The organism is Nocardia sp. 852002-51101_SCH5132738 (genome assembly GCF_001665695.1).
Taxonomy (GTDB): Bacteria; Actinomycetota; Actinomycetes; order Mycobacteriales; family Mycobacteriaceae; genus Nocardia; species Nocardia nova.
In genome coordinates, this window is record NZ_LZML01000108.1 from 86858 (window position 1) to 109889 (window position 23032).

General features: G+C 68.7%; 22 protein-coding genes. 16 read left to right on the forward strand and 6 right to left on the reverse strand.

Going from position 1 to position 23032, the window contains the following annotated elements; all coding sequences use genetic code 11:
* Positions 1-67 precede the first annotated feature (67 nt).
* Positions 68-3022 (forward strand): excinuclease ABC subunit UvrA, encoded by a 2955-nt coding sequence (uvrA, locus tag A5789_RS16625; RefSeq protein ID WP_063013057.1) that lies wholly within the window; start codon positions 68-70, stop codon positions 3020-3022.
* A gap of 88 nt (positions 3023-3110) precedes the next feature.
* On the opposite strand, the gene A5789_RS16630 is transcribed toward uvrA, so the two are convergent.
* Both A5789_RS16630 and A5789_RS16635 read right to left on the reverse strand, forming a co-directional pair.
* Entirely contained in the window at positions 3111-4409 is a 1299-nt protein-coding gene (locus tag A5789_RS16630) for a hypothetical protein (RefSeq protein ID WP_064904621.1), read from the reverse strand.
* A complete protein-coding gene (locus A5789_RS16635) occupies positions 4409-4630 on the reverse strand; it encodes a hypothetical protein (RefSeq protein WP_030514590.1) in 222 nt (73 codons plus the stop codon). The genes A5789_RS16630 and A5789_RS16635 overlap by 1 nt, the downstream gene beginning before the upstream one ends.
* Positions 4631-4841: 211 nt before the next feature.
* Between A5789_RS16635 and A5789_RS16640 the strand changes: the two genes are divergently transcribed.
* The 3 genes from A5789_RS16640 to A5789_RS16650 all read left to right on the forward strand — a co-directional run bounded on the left by A5789_RS16640 (position 4842) and on the right by A5789_RS16650 (position 7398).
* Complete coding sequence (locus tag A5789_RS16640; protein WP_064904619.1) at positions 4842-5810, forward strand: nitronate monooxygenase family protein; 969 nt, start codon at positions 4842-4844, stop codon at positions 5808-5810.
* A gap of 140 nt (positions 5811-5950) precedes the next feature.
* Positions 5951-6778, forward strand: a complete 828-nt coding sequence (locus A5789_RS16645) for a class I SAM-dependent methyltransferase (protein WP_064904617.1) — start codon at positions 5951-5953, stop codon at positions 6776-6778.
* 5 nt (positions 6779-6783) lie between these two features.
* Positions 6784-7398 carry a TetR/AcrR family transcriptional regulator gene (locus tag A5789_RS16650; RefSeq protein ID WP_064904615.1) on the forward strand — a complete coding sequence of 205 codons (615 nt, stop codon included), beginning with the start codon at positions 6784-6786 and terminating at the stop codon, positions 7396-7398.
* Between the two features lie 22 nt (positions 7399-7420).
* On the opposite strand, the gene A5789_RS16655 is transcribed toward A5789_RS16650, so the two are convergent.
* A complete protein-coding gene (locus A5789_RS16655; RefSeq protein WP_030518933.1) occupies positions 7421-7795 on the reverse strand; it encodes a DUF1844 domain-containing protein in 375 nt (124 codons plus the stop codon).
* Positions 7796-8172: 377 nt separating this feature from the next.
* Here A5789_RS16655 and infC point away from each other — a divergent pair, with 377 nt between their 5' ends.
* The 4 genes from infC (at position 8173) to A5789_RS16675 (ending at position 10491) form a co-directional block, all read left to right on the forward strand.
* Positions 8173-8853: a translation initiation factor IF-3 gene (infC, locus tag A5789_RS16660; protein ID WP_030518932.1), complete on the forward strand. Its 681-nt coding sequence runs from the start codon at positions 8173-8175 to the stop codon at positions 8851-8853.
* Positions 8854-8919: 66 nt separating this feature from the next.
* A complete protein-coding gene (rpmI, locus tag A5789_RS16665) occupies positions 8920-9114 on the forward strand; it encodes a 50S ribosomal protein L35 (protein ID WP_030518931.1) in 195 nt (64 codons plus the stop codon).
* Positions 9115-9187: 73 nt separating this feature from the next.
* The gene (gene rplT / locus A5789_RS16670; protein WP_064904613.1) at positions 9188-9568 is read left to right on the forward strand and encodes a 50S ribosomal protein L20; all 381 of its coding nucleotides are present in this window, start codon (positions 9188-9190) and stop codon (positions 9566-9568) included.
* A gap of 71 nt (positions 9569-9639) precedes the next feature.
* A complete protein-coding gene (locus A5789_RS16675; protein ID WP_064904689.1) occupies positions 9640-10491 on the forward strand; it encodes an RNA methyltransferase in 852 nt (283 codons plus the stop codon).
* A gap of 64 nt (positions 10492-10555) precedes the next feature.
* Here A5789_RS16675 and A5789_RS16680 read toward each other — a convergent pair whose 3' ends face one another.
* Both A5789_RS16680 and A5789_RS16685 read right to left on the reverse strand, forming a co-directional pair.
* A complete protein-coding gene (locus tag A5789_RS16680) occupies positions 10556-12970 on the reverse strand; it encodes an MFS transporter (protein ID WP_064904687.1) in 2415 nt (804 codons plus the stop codon).
* 185 nt (positions 12971-13155) lie between these two features.
* Positions 13156-13728, reverse strand: a complete 573-nt coding sequence (locus tag A5789_RS16685; protein ID WP_064904611.1) for a TetR/AcrR family transcriptional regulator — start codon at positions 13726-13728, stop codon at positions 13156-13158.
* Positions 13729-13872: 144 nt separating this feature from the next.
* Between A5789_RS16685 and A5789_RS16690 the strand changes: the two genes are divergently transcribed.
* The 8 genes from A5789_RS16690 (at position 13873) to A5789_RS16725 (ending at position 22389) form a co-directional block, all read left to right on the forward strand.
* Complete coding sequence (locus A5789_RS16690; RefSeq protein ID WP_064923605.1) at positions 13873-15351, forward strand: MFS transporter; 1479 nt, start codon at positions 13873-13875, stop codon at positions 15349-15351.
* 374 nt (positions 15352-15725) lie between these two features.
* Complete coding sequence (gene pheS, locus A5789_RS16695) at positions 15726-16799, forward strand: phenylalanine--tRNA ligase subunit alpha (protein WP_064904607.1); 1074 nt, start codon at positions 15726-15728, stop codon at positions 16797-16799.
* 55 nt (positions 16800-16854) lie between these two features.
* A complete protein-coding gene (gene pheT, locus A5789_RS16700; protein ID WP_064904606.1) occupies positions 16855-19356 on the forward strand; it encodes a phenylalanine--tRNA ligase subunit beta in 2502 nt (833 codons plus the stop codon).
* Positions 19357-19392: 36 nt separating this feature from the next.
* Positions 19393-19605, forward strand: a complete 213-nt coding sequence (locus A5789_RS16705) for a ribbon-helix-helix protein, CopG family (RefSeq protein ID WP_063016079.1) — start codon at positions 19393-19395, stop codon at positions 19603-19605.
* Positions 19605-19949 (forward strand): type II toxin-antitoxin system PemK/MazF family toxin, encoded by a 345-nt coding sequence (locus A5789_RS16710; RefSeq protein ID WP_063016080.1) that lies wholly within the window; start codon positions 19605-19607, stop codon positions 19947-19949. Before A5789_RS16705 ends, A5789_RS16710 begins: the two co-directional genes overlap by 1 nt.
* A gap of 50 nt (positions 19950-19999) precedes the next feature.
* Positions 20000-20782: an alpha/beta hydrolase gene (locus tag A5789_RS16715; protein ID WP_063016081.1), complete on the forward strand. Its 783-nt coding sequence runs from the start codon at positions 20000-20002 to the stop codon at positions 20780-20782.
* Positions 20783-20821: 39 nt separating this feature from the next.
* Positions 20822-21307, forward strand: coding sequence for a hypothetical protein (locus A5789_RS16720; protein WP_030518958.1), 486 nt, complete (start codon positions 20822-20824; stop codon positions 21305-21307).
* Between the two features lie 41 nt (positions 21308-21348).
* Positions 21349-22389 carry a hypothetical protein gene (locus tag A5789_RS16725; protein ID WP_064904604.1) on the forward strand — a complete coding sequence of 347 codons (1041 nt, stop codon included), beginning with the start codon at positions 21349-21351 and terminating at the stop codon, positions 22387-22389.
* A gap of 70 nt (positions 22390-22459) precedes the next feature.
* Here the strand turns inward: A5789_RS16725 and A5789_RS16730 are convergent, their stop codons facing one another.
* A complete protein-coding gene (locus A5789_RS16730) occupies positions 22460-22945 on the reverse strand; it encodes a carboxymuconolactone decarboxylase family protein (RefSeq protein ID WP_063016103.1) in 486 nt (161 codons plus the stop codon).
* Positions 22946-23032 lie beyond the last annotated feature (87 nt).

Consider the following 23032-nt stretch of genomic DNA (forward strand, 5'->3'; position numbering starts at 1 on the left):
TGGGTGTGCTTAGCATGGCGTCTGGGGAGATTCTGGATGCCGAATTTCGATCGAGAAGGGACAGCCGGTGGCGGATCTGTTGACCGTGCGCGGAGCTCGGGAGCACAACCTGAAGGGAGTGGACCTCGACCTGCCACGCGACAGCCTGATCGTGTTCACCGGACTGTCCGGGTCCGGTAAATCCAGCCTCGCCTTCGACACCATCTTCGCCGAGGGCCAGCGTCGCTACGTCGAATCGCTGTCGGCGTACGCCCGCCAGTTCCTGGGGCAGATGGACAAGCCCGATGTGGATTTCATCGAGGGACTCTCCCCGGCGGTGTCGATCGACCAGAAGTCGACCAACCGCAATCCGCGCTCGACCGTCGGCACCATCACCGAGGTCTACGACTACCTGCGCCTGCTGTACGCCCGCGCCGGAACCCCGCACTGCCCGGTTTGCGGTGAACTGATCGCCAAGCAGACCCCGCAGCAGATCGTGGATCAGGTGCTGGAGATGGAGCCCGGCACCCGCTTCCAGGTGCTGGCCCCGGTGGTGCGGACCCGCAAGGGCGAATTCGTTGACCTGTTCGACCAGCTGAACACCCAGGGCTACTCCCGGGTGCGGGTCGACGGTGTGGTGTATCCGCTCACCGAGCCGCCGAAGCTGAAGAAGCAGGAGAAGCACGACATCGAGGTCGTGATCGACCGGCTGGCCGTCAAGCCGACTTCCAAACAGCGGCTGACGGATTCGATCGAGACGGCGCTGCGGCTGGCCGACGGCATCGTGGTGCTGGACTTCGTCGACCGCGACGAACACGCCCACGACCGCGAGCGGCGGTTCTCGGAGAAACTGGCCTGCCCGAACGGTCATCCGCTGGATATCGAGGATCTGGAACCGCGGTCGTTCTCCTTCAACTCGCCGTACGGCGCCTGCCCGGACTGCACCGGTCTCGGCATTCGCAAGGAGGTCGATCCGGATCTGGTGGTGCCCGACCCGGAACTGAGCCTCAACGACGGCGCGATCGCCCCGTGGTCGCGCGGGCAGACCGCCGAATACTTCAACCGTCTGCTGTCCGGGCTGTCCGAGGCGATCGGCTTCTCGATGGACGCGCCGTGGAATACGTTGCCGCTCAAGGCCCGTAAGGCGGTGCTCGAGGGCAGCTCCGATCAGGTGCACGTGTCCTACACCAACCGCTACGGCCGCAAGCGGTCCTACTACGCCGACTTCGAGGGCGTGATGCCGTTCCTGCAGCGGCGGTTGGAGAGCACCGAGTCCGAGCAGATGAAGGAGCACTACGACGGGTACATGCGCGATGTGCCGTGCCCGGTCTGTAGCGGTGCGCGGCTGCGCCCGGAGATCCTGGCCGTCACCCTCAACGCCGAAGCCGGGCGCCGTTCCATCGCCGAGGTGTGCGATCTCTCGATCCGCGACTGCTCGCGCTTCCTGAACTCGCTCGAGCTGGGGGAGCGGGAGGCCGCGATCGCCGGTCAGGTACTCAAGGAGATTCAGGCCCGGCTGGGCTTCCTGCTCGACGTGGGCTTGGAATATCTGACGCTGTCGCGGGCGGCGGCGACGCTGTCCGGCGGTGAGGCGCAGCGCATCCGGCTGGCCACCCAGATCGGTTCGGGACTGGTCGGCGTGCTGTACGTGCTCGACGAGCCGTCCATCGGCCTGCATCAGCGCGACAACCGGCGCCTGATCGAAACCCTCACGCGGCTGCGGAATCTCGGCAATACGCTGATCGTGGTCGAACACGACGAGGACACCATCCACTCCTCGGATTGGGTGGTCGACATCGGCCCGCTGGCCGGTGAGCACGGCGGCCAGGTCGTCTACAGCGGCCCCTACCCGGGGCTGCTCGAGGATCCGAATTCGCTGACCGGCGCCTATCTTTCGGGCCGCGAAGTGATCGAGGTGCCGCTGGTACGCCGGCCGGTGTCGAAGAAGAAGCAGCTCACCGTGGTCGGCGCGAACGAGCACAATCTGCGCGGCATCGATGTGGCCTTCCCGCTCGGCGTGCTGACCTCGGTCACGGGCGTCTCCGGTTCCGGCAAGTCGACGCTGGTCAACGACATCCTGGCGACCGTGCTGGCGAACAAGCTGAACGGTGCGCGGCAGGTGCCCGGCCGGCACACCCGGATCAACGGTCTCGACCACCTCGACAAGCTGGTGCAGGTCGACCAGTCCCCGATCGGGCGCACCCCGCGCTCGAACCCGGCCACCTACACCGGCGTCTTCGACAAGATCCGCACCCTGTTCGCGGCCACCACCGAGGCCAAGGTGCGCGGCTATCAGCCGGGCCGGTTCTCCTTCAACGTCAAGGGCGGCCGGTGCGAGGCCTGTTCCGGCGACGGCACATTGAAGATCGAGATGAACTTCCTGCCGGATGTGTACGTGCCCTGCGAGGTGTGCCACGGCGCCCGGTATAACCGGGAAACCCTCGAGGTGCACTACAAGGGCAAGACCATCGCCGAGGTGCTCGACATGTCGATCGAGGAGGCGGCCGACTTCTTCGAGCCGGTCACCTCGATCCACCGATACCTCAAGACCCTGGTCGATGTCGGCCTGGGGTATGTGCGGCTGGGGCAGAGCGCCCCGACGCTGTCCGGTGGTGAGGCGCAGCGCGTGAAGCTGGCCGCAGAACTGCAGAAACGCTCGACCGGGCGCACGGTCTACATCCTCGACGAGCCGACCACCGGCCTGCACTTCGAGGACATTCGCAAACTGCTCGCGGTGATCAACGGATTGGTCGACAAGGGCAACACCGTCATCGTCATCGAACACAACCTCGACGTCATCAAGACCTCCGACTGGGTAATCGACATGGGTCCCGAGGGCGGCTCCGGCGGTGGCACCGTGATCGCACAGGGCACCCCGGAAGACGTTGCGGCCGTTGCCGACAGCTACACCGGCCAGTTCCTGCGCGAGGTCCTCGACAAGCCCGCCGCACCGGCGAAGGCGACGAAGACCAAGAAGGCGACGGCCGCCAAGTCGGCGGCTGCGAAGCCGGCCGGGCGTCGCAAGACGGCTGCCGTCGGCTGAGCATCGCGCGGCGGACCCGCTGGTTTCCGGCGGGTCCGTCTCTCAACGATGTCGATCGGTATCAGCGGCCCCGGTAGGCCGCGCTCGATCAGACCGCGTCCCAGCTGTCGGCGCCGCGGCGGCGGCCGAGCTGCCGGCGCCGGAAGAAGACCTCTTCCACCGACACCGAACTGGCAGCCACCGCGTCGGCCACCGTGGTCAGCCGCGGGTCCTCACTGCGTTCGTCCAGATGCCATTGCACGCCCGCGCGGCGTTCCGGCGGCAGCATCGCCCAGCGGCTGCCGATCCGCGCCTGGACCGAATGATCGCCCGCCGCAATGATTTCCAGCAGGACGGGCCACAGATCGGCTTCGGTGGCATGCGAGGGCAGCGCCGCGATAGTGGCGTCGGACTGCTGGGCGAGCATATCGGCCAGCGCCGGCCGCATCGCGGGATCGAGCAGTGCCAGCAGGGCGAACAACCCGCGCCAGGGCGCCGGATCGGAGCAGCCCTCCAGGCCCTGCAGCAGGGCGGCGGCCACCGCGGTATCGGTGAAAATCGGCAGTGCCGCCATCGCCGCCAGGGCGGGCGGGCGCAAGGTGTCGAAGAAGACGGCCATATCGCGCACCGCCCGGCCGTGGATCGCGGTCGTCACCAGATTGCCCAGGAGGGCGGGCGTCCCGACGCCCAGCACGATATCTCCCACGTCGGCGACGACATCGGTATCGCAGCGCGCGAAGATCGACAACGCCGCCAGCCGCAACTCCGGTGACCCGTGCAGGACGGTCTGGATCATGCGCGGCATCCGGCGCGCCGGGCCGTTGAGCAACTGGCGCAGCACGGAGGTCAGGGCGCTGGTGGAGAAGGCGAACGACGCCGAGAAGATCAGGCCTTCGTCGTCGGGAACGCCGCGCTCCACGGCTTCGATCAGCCGGGGTGACGCGTAGCCGAGAAACGGCCCCGCGGTGATGTAGTCGCGCCGGCGCAGCACCTCGTTGACGATCTGCACGATCGGTTCCGGCGGCGCGATATCGGCCAGTTCACCGACCGTGCGCGGGTCCAGATACGGCGCACAGTCGGCCGCGTAGCCGATGCCGAGCAGTGCGACGGTTTCGGCGGCCTTCTTCGGGTGATCGACGCCCACCGCGCCGGCCGCGCGCCCGGTCAGCGCCGGCGGCACCAGCTTCTGTACCAGCGGCATCGAGATGCCGAGCGGAATGATCGGCACCAATTTGCTGATCCGCTTGAAGGTTTCGGCATGCTGATCGAAGACGATCGCGGCCATCCGCTGCTGCAGTTCGTGCAGATTCCGGGCGCCGAGGCGCTCCAGATGAGCGAGCCGTTCCGGTGGAACGTGCAACGTGCGGGCGAGCAGGATGAGCTGGGCGCGGGTTACCGGATCCGTCATCAGTCCAGCAGGTTCCCGAACATGATCTTCTTCGCCGGCGCCCGCAGCGGCCGCGGCAGGGCGCTGATCATCGAGTCCACCGACTGCGACAGCGCCTGCGCCTCCTCACGACGTGCCTGCGTGAACAGCGACAACAGGTCCGCGCACTCGTGATCGGTCAGTAGATCCGTGGCGGCGATCGGCCCGCCGAGTTCGTGGTCCAGATCTCTTCTGGCGGTCATGCTGCACCCCGGTATTCGTCACGTCTTCCGCTGGAACGTACCCATGAAGACATCCGGCGAATCATAGAAGCCGGCTACCGCGCGGCGAGGGCGGAAATGCCCGCATTGGGGTAAGTCACCGCGAAAAGCGGCGAGTGCTCGAGCACGACAACGACCGGCCGGTCCGCACGCCGCCGTCAGGTCCGCCGCGCACACCTGCGACGATCGGGGCATGGCGATTCCGACCGCATTCACCGAAATCCTCTCCGTCCGCCACCCGATCGTGTCCGCGCCCATGGGTGGCGAAGCGGGCGGGGCCCTGGCCGCCGCGGTCTCCGAGGGGGGCGGTCTGGGGCTCGTCGGTGGTGGTCGCGGCGACCGGGAATGGGTCGAGCGCGAACTGCGACTGGTGCGCGAGAACACCACCGCGCCATGGGGAGTCGGCTTCCTGAGCTGGGCGATCGACCGAGCCGTACTCGACCACGCGCTGTCGTTCGATCCAGCCGCGGTGGTGCTGTCCTTCGGGGACCCGATGCCGCTCGCGGCCGCCGTCCGGGACGCGGGTGCGGTGTTGATCGTGCAGGTCACCGATGCCGACGAGGCGCGGCGGGCGCTGGACGCGGGCGCGGACGTGCTGGTGGCGCAGGGCAGCGACGCCGGTGGTCACTGTGCGGCCCAGGGCATCGGGACGCTGTCGTTCGTGCCGACGATCGTCGATCTGGCGGGTGCGGTGCCGGTGCTCGCGGCCGGTGGCATCGCCGACGGTCGTGCGATCGCGGCCGCGCTGGCGCTCGGCGCGGCCGGGGCGATGGTGGGCACCCGCTTCCAGGCGACCCACGAGGCTCTCGTGCCCGCCGAACTGGGCAAGGCCCTGGTGGACGCCGCCGGCGCCGATACCGAGGTGAACTGGACGCTCGACATCGCTCGCGGCGCACCGTGGCCGGAGAAATATCCGGCCCGCACCCTGCGCAACACCTTCCTCGACCACTGGCGCGGCCGCGACGACGAACTGCGTACCGACGAGGCCGCCCTGCGCGACTACCGCGAAGCCGCCGCCCGCAACGACGTCACCGCCGTTCCGGTGTGGGCCGGCCAGGCCGTCGACCGGATCACCTCGATCGCTTCGGCCACCGAACTGGTGGGTGTGCTCGCCGCCGAAACCGAAGCGGCGCTGCGCCGAATCACGGTGCGCGAGGACTGAGTTCGACGACGGTGCCGCTGTCATAGCGGCGTTCACTATCGGTCCGAAATCCGCCTAAATCTTGACCACAGGGTGACGCGTCCATCATTATGAACACACGTTCATGAACAGACGTTCATAATGACTCGAAGGAGACTCCCATGACCGCGATCGTCAATACCGCCCAATCGGAGGCGTGGAACGGGTACGAGGGTGAACACTGGGCCGGGAACGCCGACCGCTACGACGCGGTGAACTCGGGGATCAACGAGCCGTTGCTGACCGCGGCCGGTATCGCGGCGGGAGATCGGGTCCTCGATATCGGCTGCGGTAACGGTCAATTGACGCGCGAGGCGGCCCGGCGGGCAGCCTCGGCGACCGGAGTCGACCTCTCCGGGCCGATGCTCGCGCGGGCGCGCTCGCTCGCCGAAGCCGAAGGCGTGCACAATGTTTCGTTTCATCAGGGCGATGCGCAGGTGTTCGAGTTCGCGCCCGGCTCCTTCGATGTGGCGGTGAGCCGGTTCGGCATCATGTTCTTCGCCGACCCGGTGGCGGCGTTCACCAATATCGCCCGCGCGCTGGGGCCGGGCGGGCGGCTCGCGATCGCCGTACCGGCGATGTCGGATTCCGACGTCAGTGCCGTATTCGCCGCGGCGGCAACACATCTGCCCGGATTCGAGGTGGGGCACGGCTTCAACGCCTTCGCCGATCCCGCCGCCACCGCCGATCTGCTCGGCGCGGCGGGGTTCGCCGATGTCGCGAACGAACTCGTCGTCACCGACAGCGTCTGGGGCGCGGATGTCGACGATGCCACCGAATTCGTCGTGGGCTGGGGGCCGGTGCGGTACCACCGGATGCGCAACGACTTCGCCACCGATGCCGAGGTGCGTACCGCCGTCGCCGCCGCTCTCGCGCCGTTCGCGGGCGACGGTCCGATCCGGTTGCGCTCGGCCTCCCGGCTCGTCACCGCCACCGTCGCACTACCGTAGGTCCCATGTCACCCCGACGGGCGGCGGCGTTGCACGACCGCGACGATCGCGATCTGCGCGCCCATCTGATCGCCACGGCCGAGAAACTGTTCGCCGAACAGGGCAGCGCCGGGCTCACCGTGCGTGCCATCGCGCGGGCGGCCGGGGTGTCCGACGGGGTGCTCTACAACCATTTCGCCGACAAGGAGGAACTGCTCGCCGCGGCGCTGCGGGCCCACGTGGAATCGGTGGATCGGAGCTTCCCGCCGCTGCCCGCCGCCGGTAGCGGCGATCTCGCGGAGAATCTGGCGGTGTGCCTGCGCCAGGGGCTGGCGCTGCATCAGGCGGTATTGCCGGTGTTCGCGGGCCTGATCACCCAGCCCGCGGTCCTCGCCAGATTCGCCGAAACCGAAGGCCGGCAGCGAATCTGGCGCGAGGAATTGGTGGTCTATCTGCGCGCCGAACGCGATCTGGGCCGACTGGCGGCCGACGCGGACGTCGATGCGGCCGCCGCGGTCCTGGTCGGCATCTGCCACGACGCGGTGCTCTCGTCGTTGCTCTCGGGAACGCCGCGTCCGTTCGCGCCGCCCCCGGTCGCCGCCGTCGTCGCCACTCTGCTGTCGGGGATCGCCGTGCGGTGATCCGCGCGGCGCACGCCCGAGCTCAGTACACCGGCCCGGTGTACTTCTCGCCCGGTCCCGCACCCGGCGCGTCCGGATGTGCCGACGACTCCCGGAACGCGCGCTGCAGCGACTGCAGACCCTCGCGGATGGGTCCGGCGTGGGGGCCCAGATATTCGACCGACGCCGTCACCAGTCCGGCGAGGGCCGTGATCACGCGCCGGGCCTCGTCCAGATCGCGACGCGGGCTGGAATCGGGGTCCTCGTCGGCGAGGCCCAGCTTCTCGGCGGCCGAGCTCATCAGCATCACCGCGGCCCGGCTGATCACCTCGACGGCGGGGATATCGGCCAGCTCCCGCACCGTTTCCGGATCCGCGGACTCACTCAGGGCCGACGGGTCGCCGGCATGCTCGCTCATATCCGTAGCATGTCATCGGGTTCGCGTCGCCGGGTTGCGGGGGCGGCCGATTGGGAGTAGGGGCGCCTCCGGTGTTAAAGTGGTCGGCGACGACCGCCCCGGTCCCGTGCTGGAACCGATCCAGCGCACCGGCTCGGGGCTGTAAGTGGAGCCCGACTCCCACCATCGGCCGGCCTGCGTGCCAGGTTCGATGGTCCGGTCACCCGCCGTATGCGGCGGGTTTCTCGCTCGGATCCGTCCGTGGCGAGGTCGAGGTGGCAGTCCTGTTGGTGGACGCCCGCGGCGACCGGTCGACATTCGGGCCCCGTGGCGGTGAAATACCGCAACGGGGCTTTCGTGTTGGGTATGGGGTTGCAGTTGTTGCTCGCGGTCGTTGGATGACACCGCTTGACCTAGGAGGCCCCATCAGCACTGAGACCCGCATCAACGATCGCATCCGCGTGCCCGAGGTCCGACTCATCGGACCGGGTGGTGAGCAGGTGGGGATCGTGCGTGTTGAAGATGCACTACGCGTCGCCCAAGAGGCTGACCTCGACCTCGTCGAGGTCGCACCGGACGCGCGTCCACCGGTCTGCAAGATCATGGACTACGGCAAGTTCAAGTACGAGACCGCGCAGAAGGCGCGCGAGTCCCGCAAGAACCAGCAGCAGACCGTGATCAAGGAGCAGAAGCTCCGCCCGAAGATCGATGACCACGACTACGCGACCAAACGGGGACACGTGATGCGGTTCCTCGAGGCCGGGTCGAAGGTCAAGGTCACCATCATGTTCCGTGGTCGCGAGCAGTCGCGTCCCGAACTCGGTTTCCGGCTGCTGCAGCGGCTGGCCTCCGACGTCGCCGACCTCGGCTTCGTGGAGACCTCCGCCAAGCAGGACGGCCGGAACATGACGATGGTCCTCGCGCCTCACAAGGGCGCGAAGACCCGGGTCAAGGCGCAGACCGCCGCGCAGCAGACCGCGCAGCGTGGTGCGGCGCCCGGCAGTTCCGCGCCCGCTGGGGGCGACGCTGCGGCCGGTTCGGCGCCCGCGCCGGAAGCCGAAGCGGCCAGCCCGCAGTAAACCGATACAGCACCGGCGGTATCGCACGATGCGATGCCGCCGGAACGAGACAAGATTGAGGAATCCATGCCGAAGATGAAGAGCCACAGCGGCACCTCGAAGCGATTCAAGGTGTCCGGTCGCGGCAAGCTGCTGCGCCAGCAGGCGAACCGTCGCCACCTGCTCGAGCACAAGTCCAGCCGCCGGACTCGTCGTCTGGACGGCACGGAGGTCGTCGCGCCCGCTGACGTCCGTCGCGTGAAGAAGCTGCTCGGTATCTGAGCGCACTCGCGCACCGTTCCCTCTCCCAACCTGTGGGCGCCGCCGCGCCCCTCGATCGAACAAGGACTGACCAGTGGCACGCGTCAAAAGGGCCGTCAACGCTCAGAAGAAGCGCCGTTCCGTGCTCGAGGCCTCCAAGGGCTACCGTGGGCAGCGCTCGCGGCTGTACCGCAAGGCCAAGGAACAGCAGCTGCACTCGCTCACCTACGCCTACCGGGACCGCCGGGCTCGCAAGGGTGACTTCCGCAAGCTGTGGATCGCGCGCATCAACGCCGCGGCTCGGCTCAACGACATCACCTACAACCGCTTCATCCAGGGCCTGAAGGCCGCGGGTGTCGAGGTCGACCGCAAGATCCTCGCCGAGCTCGCCGTCTCCGACGCCGACGCGTTCGCCGGCCTGGTGGCGGTGGCCAAGGCCGCCCTGCCGGAGGATGTCAACGCCCCGGCCGCCTGAGCTGCGACCAGTTGACCAACACGTCGAAACGACCCGCGGAGCGCGGCTCCGACGACCGGACGAATCCGGAACTGTCGGAACGCAATCCGCGGGTCGTTTCCGCTGTCAAGCTGCACCGCTCGGCATCCCGCCGCAAGACCGGCCTCTTCCTGGCCGAGGGCGCCAATTCCGTGGCCGCGGCGCTGGATACCGAGCGGGTCGAGGAGTTGTTCTACTCGAATCGCGCCGCCGAACGCGAGCACGAACTGGTGGCGACGGCCGCCGCGCTCGGTGTCCGCACCACGCTGGTGAGCGAGCGGGCCGCCGAGCATCTGGGTGAGACGGTCACCCCGCCCGGTTTGGTCGCGGTCTGCCGCCTCGTGGATGTGCCACTGTCGCAAGTCGTTTCGCCGCGGCACGAGGATGCACCGGCGGCAGCAGATGGCGTGCCGGGACTCGCCGCGGGCGGCCGCCTGCTCGCCGTCCCGGTCGAGATCGCCGACCCCGGCAATGCCGGCACCCTGATTCGCGTGGCCGACGCGGTCGGCGCCGATGGTGTGGTGCTGGCCGGTGATTCGGTGGATCCGCACAACGGCAAATGTGTGCGCGCCTGCGCGGGCAGCCTGTTCCATGTGCCGATCGCGCGCGACCGCGATATCGACGCCGTGCTGAACGCGCTGCGCGACAACGACATCACCGTGCTCGCGACCACCGCGCGCGGTGAGGTCGATCTCGACGATGCCGACGACCTGCTGCGTACCGCGGGCGAATCCGGCGGCACCGCATGGCTTTTCGGCAACGAGGCGCACGGCTTGGACCCAGCGGTCGCGGCCCGCGCCGACCACCGCATCCGCATTCCCATCCACGGCCGCGCGGAAAGCCTGAATCTGGCCGCCGCCGCGGCGATCTGCCTCTACGCCGACGCGCGGGTCCGCCACCGCTGACCTCGTGCCCCGAATATGGCTGTGGGCGCCGGATTTCCGAATCCGGCGCCCACACTCACGTCGATCAGTCGCGCGGGTGCGCCAGCTCGATCACGTGGTTGTCGCCGGTGCCCGCGGCCAGGGTCAGCGTGGAGGTGGTTTCCGGGTAGCCGGACGCCACCACCGTGTAGTCGCCGACCGCGAGGTTGGCGAACAGATAACTGCCGTCGGCGTCGGTGGTGGTGCTGTCGATCACCGCGCCCGCCGTGTCGACGAGGGTCACCCGGGCATCGCGCAGCGGACCGTGCGCACCGTGCACGACACCGCGCAGCTGCGCGCCGCGCGACAGCACCACGTCGAGCTGGGTGATGCCCTGGCCCGCGACCTCCGCCGGCAACGCCACCGGCTGGAACGTGGCGGCGTTCACCGCGACGGTCACCGGTCCGGGAACCAGTTCGGTCAGCGCGTAGTCGCCCTCGGGCCCGGACGCGCCCGCCGCCAGCACATCGCCGCGGCTGTCGGTGACGATCACCAGCGCATCGGCCACCGGCGTGCCGTCGTCGGCCGCCCGCACGGTGCCGGCCAATCCGCTCATACCGCTCAGCCGCACATCGTGTTCCAGCGGCCGCGTGCCCACCGTGATCGGCGTGGCCTGCGGCTGGAATCCGTCGGCCGAGGCGATCAGCACATAGGAACCGGGTTCCGGGGCGTCGAGCGCGTAGTGCCCGTCGCCGCGGGCGATCGCACGGCCGATCTGGCGGCCGGTGGGGGAGATCAGGGTGAGCGCGGTGCGCGTCACCGGCGTGCCGTCACCGGCGAGGACACGGCCGTGGACCATGATTCCGGTGCTCACGAACTCCTCCGGGACCAGGCCCGAGGCGTCCTCGGCCATGACCTGGGCCGAGAGCACCGGTTCCGGCCCCGACTCGGCGGCCTGCGCCAGCGCGCCGGTGGTCCGCAGCGCGACCTCCTTGATGAACAGCGTCAGCAGGAAGGCGACGAGCGCGATGGGCGCCGCGATGAGGAACACGTCGGCGATGCCGTGACCGTAGCCGTCCTCGACGACCGTGCGGACCGGACCGGGCAGCGCGGCGATGTCCGGAATCCGGCTGCCGCCGCCCATGGCCTGCGCCGCGGCCGGGTTCAGGTGGCTCAGACCGTCGCTGATGTAGTCCTTCACCCGCTCGGCCATCACCGCGCCGAGCGCCGAGACGCCGATCGCACCGCCGAGGCTGCGGAAGAACGTCACCAGCGAGCTGGCCGCGCCGAGTTCGTGCGGCGCCACCTGGTTCTGGGTGCACAGCACCAGGTTCTGCATCGTCATACCGATGCCCAGGCCCATCATCGCCATGTAGATCGCGACCAGCCAGTAGTTGGTGTCGTAGCGGATGGTGCCGAGCAGGCCCAGACCGGCGGTCACCAGCAAGCCGCCGGTGACCAGCCATGCCTTCCACCGGCCGGTGCGGGTGATGATCTGGCCCGACACCGTCGAGGAGATGAACAGGCCGCCGATCATCGGGATGGTCATGATGCCCGACATCGTGGGCGATTCGCCGCGCGCCAGCTGGAAGTACTGGCTGAAGAACACGGTGCCCGCGAACATCGCGACACCGATGAACAGCGAGGCGGCCGAGGCGAGGCTGATGGTGCGGTTGGCGAACAGGTGCATCGGCACGATCGGCTCGGCGGCCCGCAGTTCGGCGAAGACGAACAGCAGAGCCAGCGCGACGGCGCCGAGCACCATCGTCAGGGTCTGCCAGGAAGCCCACGCGTACTTGTCGCCGGCGAAGGTGACCCACACCAGCAGCAGGCACACCGCCGCGGTGACCAGGAAGGCGCCCAGCCAGTCGACCTTCACCTCGCGCCGGGTGACGGGCAGACGCAGCGTGCGCTGCAGCACGATCAGCGCGACCACCGCGAACGGCACACCGACGTAGAAGCACCAGCGCCAGCCCAGCCAGCTGGTGTCGGTGATGACACCGCCGAGCAACGGGCCGCCGACGGTCGCCACCGCGAACACCGCGCCCAGATAGCCGCTGTAGCGGCCGCGTTCGCGCGGGGAGATCATCGCGGCCATCACGATCTGGGCCAGCGCGGACAGACCGCCGGCGCCGATGCCCTGCACCGCGCGACAGGCGATCAGCATGCCCGGGTTCTGCGACAGACCCGCGACCACCGAGCCGGCCACGTAGATCAGCAGTGCGATCTGGACGAGTGCCTTCTTGCTGAACAGGTCGGCGAGTTTGCCCCACAGCGGGGTGGTGGCCGTCATCGCGAGCAGGGAGGCGGTGACGACCCAGGTGTAGGCGGACTGTCCGCCGCCCAGCGTGCCGATGATCTTCGGCAGCGCATTGGTCACGATCGTGGAGGAGATGATCGCGACGAACATGCCCAGCAGCAGACCGGAGAGGGCCTCCATGATCTGCCGGTGCGTCATCGCCGCCGTCTCACCCGATTCTGGGGATCTGCGCGCGGCGTCGTTCGCAGAGGTGATTGCCATCGTTCTCTTTCCGGAAGCGTTGATGCGGCGGTCGGCCGGTCGCCGATGTCGCCGCATCACAAGTGTTCGGGGGATATCAAACAAGTTGATTAACGAAAGTAACTATAATCCTGTGAGAACGCTGCGCAAAGGCCGAACGCCCGGTGTGTTCGATCACATCCGGGCGCGGCGGGCGAAACGGCTGGTCAGTCGTCCTCGAAGCAGGCGTTGATTTCCTCGGCCCAGCGGGTGGGCACCGCCTCGGGTCCGATCACCTGCATGGCGGTCATCACGGTGATGAGCATGCCGGTGGCCATGAACTGGCGGGCATCGTCGGCGTCGGCGCCGGTGAGTTCGCGGACCAGGTCGTAGATGCGCCCGAACCGCTCGCGGACGTGGTCGCCGATCGCGGGATCGGCGCTGGCGGAGAAGCCGTGCAGCAGCAGGAGCGGCAGTTCCCGTTCGGCGAGGAAGGTCTCGTAGCCCTTGCCGAGCGCCTTCAGTGCTTCCTGTGGGGTCGCGTTCGCCGGTGCGTCGGCGCGCGCGGCGCGGAAAACCTCTTCGATCCGCGCGCAGGACCGATTGACCGCGGCGACGAACAAGCGTTCCTTGGTGCCGAACAGCCGGATCACATAGGGCTGCGACACACCGGCGAGGCGGGCGATCTCGTCGGTTTTCGTTGCGGCGTAACCGGTTTCGGCGAATGCGGTGACCGCAGCGGCCAGTACCTGCTCGCTGCGCTCGGCTGCGGTCAGCCGCGTGCGGGTCGAGTCCGCCATGGTCCTCCTCGCGATCGTCCGACGGTCACGGTAGCGCGGTGCGGGCGGGAATCGAGCCCGGCATCGCTACCTGTTGACATGTTATCAGTGGATGCATACTCTTTCGACATCAAGTTATCAGTCGATAACAACAAAGGATCTGCGATGACCTCCACCCTCGAAACCACCCCCCGTGCCGGCACGGCCGGCTCCCTCCGCCGACCGCTGGGCGCGGTCCTGGCCGCCGTCGGCATCCCGATGTTCATGGTCGCCCTGGACAACCTGGTCGTCACCAACGCGCTGCCGGTGATTCGCACCGAACTGAACGCCTCGCTGAGCGACCTGCAATGGTTCGTCAACGCCTACACCTTGTCCTTCGCGTCGCTGCTGCTCACGGCCTCCGCGCTCGGCGACCGCTTCGGCCGGCGCCGGATATTCCTCGTCGGCATCGCGCTGTTCACCGCCGCGTCGGCGGCCTGCGCCCTGGCCACCGAGCCGTGGATGCTGGTCGCCGCCCGCGCGATCCAGGGATTCGGCGGCGCGGCGGTCATGCCGCTGTCGCTGACGCTGCTGTCCGACGCGGTGCCGGAGAAGATGCGTAGTGCCGCCATCGGCATCTGGGGCGGCATCTCCGGACTGGGCATCGCGGTGGGACCGGTGGTCGGCGGCGCTGTCGTCGGCGGCCTGAGCTGGCAGTGGATCTTCTGGCTGAACGTGCCGATCGGCATCGCGGTACTGCCCTTCGCGGCCCGGGTGCTCGGTGAATCCTTCGGCGGCGCACGACGTTTCGATCCGCTCGGGCTGGTCCTGTCGGCGGGCGGGGTGCTCGCGATCGTGTGGGCGGTCGTGCACGGCGCCGACGACGGCTGGACCTCCGCGCCGGTGCTGAGCGGACTGCTCGGCGGGGCCGCGCTGCTGGCCGCCTTCATCGCCTGGGAAATGCGAACCCCGGCCCCGATGCTGCCGCTGCGACTGTTCCGGTCGCGTGCCTTCCGGGTCAGCAACATCACCAGCTTCACCTTCGCGGTCGGCGTTTTCGGCGCGATCTTCCTGATCTCGCAGTACTTCCAGGTCGTGCGCGGCTACAGCCCCTTCGAATCCGGTCTGCGCACGCTTCCCTGGACCGCCGCGCCGATGGTCGTGGCGCCCCTGGCGGGCCTCGTCGTCGGCCGGATCGGCGCCCGCACCCTGCTGGTGGCCGGGCAGGCGATGCTCGCCGGGGCCCTGGCCTGGATGGCGACGGTGAGCACGGTCGACGCCGGCTACGGCTCGTTCATCGGCGCCATGGTGCTCGGCGGGGTCGGCATGGGCTTGACCTTCGCGCCCAGCGCGACCGTCGTGATGGCGAGTGCCGCCGCCGAGGATCGGGCCATGGCCTCGGGAACGAACAACACCGTGCGCGAAGTGGGCGTCGCGATCGGTGTGGCGATTCTGGCCTCGATCTTCGCCTCGCACGGGTCGTATGCGAGTCCGCAGGGATTCGTCGACGGGCTGGTCCCGGCCGTGTGGACCGGCGCGGTGATCGTGGCGGCCGGGGCGGTGATCGTCCTGCTGCGGTTGCCCCGGCACCTCGTCACGATCGAGGCGCCGGCCGGCGTGCGGGAATCGGACCGCGACGCTGTGACCGTATCGGCCGACGCATGACATCGGGCCCGGCGCGCCGTCGGTGAGCAGTAGGCCCGGTCCGCATCGATCGGCGAGGCCGGGCCGGACGCAGGGGAATGCGTACCCCATGTATCGGCTCGCAGGACAGCCTGCTCAGGCGCGTCGCCCGGATCTCGGGCGGCGCGCCTTTCCCTGTCGCCGCCTCCGATGGACCGATTGCCGGTGTTAGGGCCGATGCCGCGGAACGTCCGAACGCCGGAAATATCCGTGTGAGGCGGCCTGCCGACATCGCCTACGATTCGACCAGCGACAATAGTTGGCATCGCATAGTCGTGTATCGCATGTGCCGATGCCCGATGTGCGTATGCAGGCAACCGCACGGACCCGACCAGCCCAGGGAGAGACGAACCATCGTGGCCGACGAGAAGGATGCAGCCGAGCAGTCAGCGACGCCGGCGGAGGCGCTCAGCGAAGAGGCTCTCTCCGCTGCTGCCGCCGCCGCGGAGAAGGCGTTCGCGGCCGCGGCCGACCTGGATGCGCTCGCCACCGCCAAGACGGAGCATATGGGCGGCAAATCGCCGATCGCCCTGGCTCAGCGGGCGATGGGCGGGCTGCCCAAGCAGGACAAGGCCGACGCCGGTAAGCGCGTGAACGTGGCCCGCGGCCGGGTCTCGGACGCCTTCGAGGCCCGCCGCGCCGAGCTACTCGCCGAACGCGACGCCGCCGTCCTGGTCGCCGAGGCGATCGACGTGACGCTGCCGGCCCGGCGCGGTGCGATCGGCGCGCGTCATCCCATCACGGTGATCTCCGAGCAGATCGAGGACGTCTTCGTCGGCATGGGCTGGGAGGTCGCCGAGGGCCCCGAGGTCGAGACCGAGCACTTCAACTTCGACGCGCTGAACTTCCTGCCCGACCACCCGGCCCGCACCATGCAGGACACCTTCCACGTAGCGCCGGAAGGGTCCAGACAGGTCCTGCGCACCCACACCTCCCCGGTCCAGGTGCGCTCGATGCTGTCGCGCGAGCTGCCGATCTACGTGGTCTGCCCGGGCCGCACCTTCCGCACCGACGAACTCGACGCCACCCACACCCCGGTCTTCTCCCAGGTCGAGGGTCTGGCGGTGGACAAGGGACTGACCATGGCGCATCTGCGCGGCACCCTGGACGCGTTCGCGCGGGCGCTGTTCGGTCCCGACACGCGAACTCGCATGCGGCCCAACTACTTCCCGTTCACCGAGCCCTCCGCCGAGGTCGATGTGTGGTTCCCGGACAAGAAGGGCGGCGCCGGCTGGGTCGAATGGGGCGGCTGCGGCATGGTCAACCCGAAGGTGCTGATCGCCAGCGGTATCGATCCCGAGGTCTACAGCGGATTCGCCTTCGGTATGGGACTCGAACGCACCCTGCAGTTCCGCAACGGCATTCCGGATATGCGCGACATCGTCGAGGGCGATGTGCGCTTCATGCTGCCGTTCGGCATCCGCGCCTGAGTCCGGCCCTCAATCCACCACCCGAGAACCTTCATACGAGGAAGCGAAACGTCACGTGCGAGTAGCGCAGTCCTGGCTGACGGAAACCCTGCTGCGGACCACCCCCGGCTGGTCGCTGACCCCCGAGGAGCTCGACGCCGGTTTCGTCCGCGTGGGCCTCGAGGTCGAGGAACTCGACACCCTCGCGCCGGTCACCGGCGATATCGAGCACCCGCTGGTGGTCGGCCGGGTCGCCGAGATCACCGAGCTGACCGAGTTCAAGAAGCCGATCCGCTTCTGCAAGGTCGATATCGGCAAGCCGGAACTGCAGGAGATCGTCTGCGGCGCGCGCAATTTCGCGGTCGGTGACCTCGTCGTGGTGGTGCTGCCGGGCGGCGTGCTGCCGGGCGGATTCGCGATCAGCTCGCGCAAGACCTACGGCCACGTCTCCAACGGCATGATCTGCTCGGTCGCCGAACTCGGTATCGGCAAGGACCATTCGGGCATTCTGGTGCTGGAGCCGGGCACCGCCGAACCGGGCGCCGACGCCAACGAACTGCTGGGCCTCGACGACACGGTGATCGAACTCAACATCACCCCGGACCGTGGCTACTGCTTCTCGGTGCGTGGCCTGGCGCGCGAACTCGCCTGCGGCTTCGATCTCGATTACGCCGATCCCGCGGTGCGCACGCTGCCCGACGACGAGGCCGACGCGTATTCGGTGACCGTCGAACCGGAATCCGGCTGCACCCGCTTCGCTGTGCGCAAGGTCACCGGCGTCGACCCGAACGCGGTGAGCCCGTGGTGGTTGCAGCGCCGGCTGCTGCTGGCGGGTGTGCGGCCGATCTCGCCCGCGGTGGATGTCACCAACTACGTCATGCTCGAACTGGGCCAGCCGCTGCACGCCTTCGATGCGGCGAAAGTGACCGGGCCGCTGGTGATCCGGCGCGCGCACACCGGTGAGACGTTGCGCACGCTCGACGAGGTCGAGCGGGTGCTGGACGCCGAAGATGTCGTCATCACCGACGATTCGGGCGTGATCTCGCTGGCCGGCATCATGGGTGGCGCGAGCACCGAGGTCGGCGACGCCACCACCGACATCCTGCTGGAGGCGGCGACCTGGAATCCGCTGGCGGTCTACCGCACCGCGCGCCGGCACAAGCTGGTGTCGGAGGCGGGTAAACGCTACGAGCGCGTCGTCGATCCCGAGATCAACGTCGCAGCGCTCGACCGCGCCGCCACGCTGTTGGCCGAAATCGCCGGTGGCACAGTGGAACCCGCGCTGACCGACGTGCGGCTCCCGGTGCCTGCCGTCGAACCGATCCGGATGGATATCGATCTGGCCGACCGCACCGCGGGCGTGGTCTATCCCACCGGCACCTCGGCGCGCCGGCTCGCGCAGATCGGCTGCGCGGTCGAGGTGAGCGTCAGCGAGACCGGCCACGGTCAGCTGGTGGTGACCCCGCCGAGCTGGCGGCCCGACCTCGTCCAGCCCGCCGATCTGGTGGAGGAGGTGCTGCGGCTCGAGGGCCTGGAGCAGATTCCGTCGGTGCTGCCGACCGCTCCGGCCGGGCGCGGCCTCTCCGCCGTGCAGCGCCGTCGCCGCGCCGTGAGCCGTGCGCTCGCCTTCTCCGGATGTGTGGAGGTGCCCGCGCCGATCTTCATGACCGCCGGGGTCTTCGACACCTGGGGTCTGGACGCCGACGATCCGCGCCGCGACACGATGCGCGTGCTGAACCCGCTCGACGTGGAGAAGGCGGAACTGGCGACCACGCTGCTGCCCGCCCTGCTCGAGGTGGCCGCCCGCAACATCTCCCGGGGTGAGCGCGATCTGTCGATCTACGGCATCGCCCAGGTCGTCCTGCCCGGTCCGAACACCCGCGGGGTGGCCGAACTGCCGGTCGACCGCCGGCCCACCGACGAGCAGATTCGCGAGCTGATCGAGTCGCTGCCCGCCCAGCCGGTGCACGTCGCCGCGGTCCTGACCGGCCAGCGCGAGCCGCGCGGCCCGTGGGGGCCCGGCCGGGTCGCCGAGGCGGCCGACGCCTTCGCGCTCGCCGACGCCGTGGCCGATGCCGCCGGCGTCACCATCGAGCGCCGCGCCGCCGCCTACCTGCCGTTCCATCCGGGCCGCTGCGCGGAACTGCTCGTCGACGGCACGGTCGTGGGCCACGCCGGTGAACTGCATCCGGCCGTGCTGGAGCGCAGCGGTCTGCCGCCGCGCACCTGTGCGCTGGAACTGGATCTGGACGCGCTGCCGCTGCGCGAATCCCGTCCCGCCCCCGTGGTTTCCGCCTTCCCGGCGGTTCTGCAGGACGTGTCGGTGAGTGTCGAGAAGACCGTGGGCGCGGCCCAGGTCGAATCGGCGCTGCGCACCGGTGCGGGCGAGTTGCTCGAGGACATCGCGCTGTTCGACGTCTACGAGGGCGCCCAGGCGGGCGAGGGCCGCAAATCCCTCACCTACGCCCTGCGCTTCCGCGCGAGTGACCGCACCCTCACCGAGGACGAGGCGAGCGCGGCCCGTGATTCCGCGGTCGCGGCGGCGGCCGACGCCGTAGGCGCGGTTCTGCGTGGATAGTGCGAACCGTATTCCTACCCTGGTAGCATCATGGGTATGAAGCTGAGTGTGAGTCTGTCGGACGACGACCTGGCGACGATCGACGAGGAAGTGCGTCGGTCGGATTTGCCTGGTCGGTCCGCCGCTGTGCACAAAGCCATCGAGCTGCTGCGTGCCCGCGCACTGGAAGATGCCTATGAACAGGCGTGGGAAGAGTGGGAAGAAGCGGGCGAGGAAGCTGCCTGGTCGGTCGCGACCGGTGACCTGTAGTGCGGCGCGGGGACGTCGTGCTGGTCGACCTCGACCCGGTTCGAGGAAACGAGGTGGCGAAGACTCGTCCCGCCGTCGTCGTCAGCAACGACGGCGCCAACCGGCGTGCTGTACAGCTCGGACGCGGTGTGGTCACCGTGGTGCCGGTGACGAGCAACACGGATAGAATCTTTCCGTTCCAGGTGCTGTTGGAGGATGTCCCAGGTTTGCGAGTGGCGTCGAAAGCGCAGGCCGAACAGGTTCGTTCGGTATCTGTGGAACGGATAGGGCGGGTGCTCGGCACCTTGCCACCCGCGCTGGTCAAGGACCTGGACCGGGCGCTACGCCTGCATCTGAACCTGTGAATTCAGCGGCCGAGTGGAGACTTGGTGGTAGTCGGCGCTAAGAAGGGGCTATGCGACATCCGGCCGAGGGCGTGCTCAACGCGCTGACGTTCCATCCCGAACGTCGGATCACGATGACGCCCGAGCAATTCGGCTTCGACCACGAGGAGCTCTGGCTCACCGCGGGCGACGGAGCCCGGATCAATGCCTGGTTCGTGCGCGCCGAGAAGCCGATCGCCCACGTGCTGTACGCCCACGGCAACGGCGGCAATATCGGTGATCGCTCGCCGATCCTGGCGTTGCTGGCCGCGGCCGGCTTGAACGTGCTGACCTTCGACTATCGCGGTTACGGTCGCAGTCCGGGCCGGCCGAGCGAACGCGGGCTGTATCTGGACGCCCGCGCCGCCCGCCGGGCGCTGCTGGAACAGTCCGGCGTGGAACCGAAACGCGTTGTCTATCTCGGTAAATCGCTCGGCGGCGCGGTGGTCACCGAACTGGCGACCGAATATCCGCCCGCCGCGATGATTCTGATGTCCACCTTCACCGGCCTGCGCGACGCGGCCCGCGCGGTCTACCCCTTCATTCCGAAAGCCTTGGTGCCGAACGCGTTTCCGACGCTGCAGCGACTCCGCACCCTGCGCGTGCCGACGTTCGTCATGCACGGCGACGCCGACGAACTGCTCCCGGTCGAGATGGGCCGGACGCTGCACGCGGCGGCGGCCGACCCCAAGCGGCTGCTGATCTACCCCAACGCCGGTCACAACACCCTGGTCTCGATTCCCGGGTGGTCGGGAACCGTATCGGCGTGGGTTCGCGACGTTCTCGCGGGCGTGGAGTCGGTGACCGGCGAGTGAAATCGGCCGGACCGCGGTCGCGGTGCGTAGCCTGGGTGCATGTCCGAAACCGGTGATATGGCGGCCCTGCTCGCCGCGATGCAGGATGAGGATCTGCTCGAGGTCGTGGTCACCGCGACCACGGGCCGGCCGGGTCTGGAGAAGTTGCATCTGACCGCGGCCGAACTGGCGGCCCGCCCCACTCATGCCGAACCGGAGGTCGATGTGAGTTCGGACACCCCCGGTGCGGCCGCCGCCGTGCCGCCGCCGATCTCGGGCGGATTCGGGCAGGTCGCGGTGGGCTCGGGCGTGCCGCTGCCGCCGGAGGGCTTCGGGGTGCCCGGCGGATACTCCGAATCCGGAGTCCCTACTTTCGAGTCAGTTCGCGATAAGGTCGAGCAGCGCTACGGCACCGCCCAGGGGTTGGGCGAACTCGACCGGCAGACACCGGCGGGCCGCAGCGCCGACGAACAATGGCAGGCGCGGGAGAAAGCCGCGCGGGAACGCCTGGACGAGATCCGGAAGTCGCTGCGCGACGACGTGTGATTCCGGCTGGTCCGGCGGTCCGGACAGCTGAAGGGGAACCGATGACCGCAGCACAGGACATCGCCGCGAAACTGCTCGACGCGCAAGTGGACTACCTGCTCGCGGAGGTGACGGGAGATCGGTTCGCCGAGGTCGTCGCCCGCGATGTGGACGATGTGCTGGCGGTCGCCGACACCATCGTCTTCCGCGATGTGGTCTCCGTCGAGGAGGCGCGGCAGACGGTGCGCACCGTGGTGAATCGCATCGGCGGCAGCCCGGTGCTGCAGGATTCGGTGGCCGTGTTCGCCGACGCCATCTACGACAACGTCGCCGAGAACAACGACTACACCCTCGGTGACGTCGTGGACCGCGAGCCCGTGGAAGCGTTGCTGGAGAAGATCTTCGGCATGCACCAGGCGCAGGAGCGCCTACTGGAGCGGCTGACCGAAAGCCCCTTGGTCGCGACGGCGGCGTCCAAATTCGTCGACAAGCTGATCGACGATTTCATGGAGTCGAACCGGCAGATGGCCAGCAAGGTTCCGGGCGTCGGATCGCTGGTGTCGTTCGGCACCAACGCGGCCAAGTCCGCCCGCAAGGCCGCCGAGAAGGCCAGCAGCGGCACCTTCATCGGCGATATGGCCGGTAAGGGCGCGATGTTCGCCCTCAAGCGCACCAACAACGCGATCCGGGAGATGCTGCGCGACGCACCGGTGCACGGCGCGGCGATGGAGTTCTGGGATCTGCACGCCGGTGAGCCGGTCAGCGGCCTGCGCGATTACCTGACCCAGGCCGACCTGCGCGAACTCGCCCTGCTGGTACACCGGATCGTCGTCACCACCCGCGACAAGGAGTACGTGGGTGTGCTCCTCGACGAGTGCGTCGACGTGTTCTTCACCAAATACGGCGACCACACCCTCGGCGCGCTGCTGCCCGAACTGGGCCTGTCCGCCGACGACATCCGCACCGAGATCCTGCGCTACGGTCCCGCGGTGGTCGAGGCTGCGAAGCGAAACGGCGTGCTGGCCAAGCTGATTCGCGAACGCCTCGAACCCTTCTACACCTCGGAGCCGGTGCTGGCGATCCTGGCCGAGGCCACGCAGTAGACGGGCACACCCGAACCGCGACCGCGGCCCGGCCCGGGGCGACACCCCTGAGCCGGGCCGAGCTCGCTGATCAGCCGTCGATATCGGCGAACATGCCGGGCTCGTACGAGCCGCCCTGCTGGCGCACGATCACGCCGAGCCGGTTGGCCGCGTTGATCTGAGCGATGAGGCCGACCAGTGCGGCGATCTGGTCTTCGTCGTAGTGCTTGCGCACCTGCGCCCAGGTCTCGTCCGAAACTCCCTGATGGGCGTCGGCGAGCCGGGTGCCCTCCTCGGCCAGTGCCAGCGCGGCCCGCTCGGCCTCGCTGAACACCGACGCCTCGCGCCACGCGGCGACCAGGTTGATGCGCACCGCGGGCTCTCCGGCGGCGGCGAGGTCCTTGCTGTGCACATCGGTGCACCACCCGCAGCCGTTGATCTGGCTGACGCGCAGCATCATCAGGTCCTGGGTGGCCTTGGGCAGCGTCGACTGGAGGATGACCATGCTGGTGTTACCGAATCGTTTGGCGAACTTGGCGCCGAGTGCACTGTCGGTGAGAGTGAAGCGGGATTCCATGACGTCGTCCTTGCTGTCGTGATCGTTGGCGGGAACGCACACAAGATGCCGCTCACGCGATCGATGTGACAGTGCGGAAAAGTGATG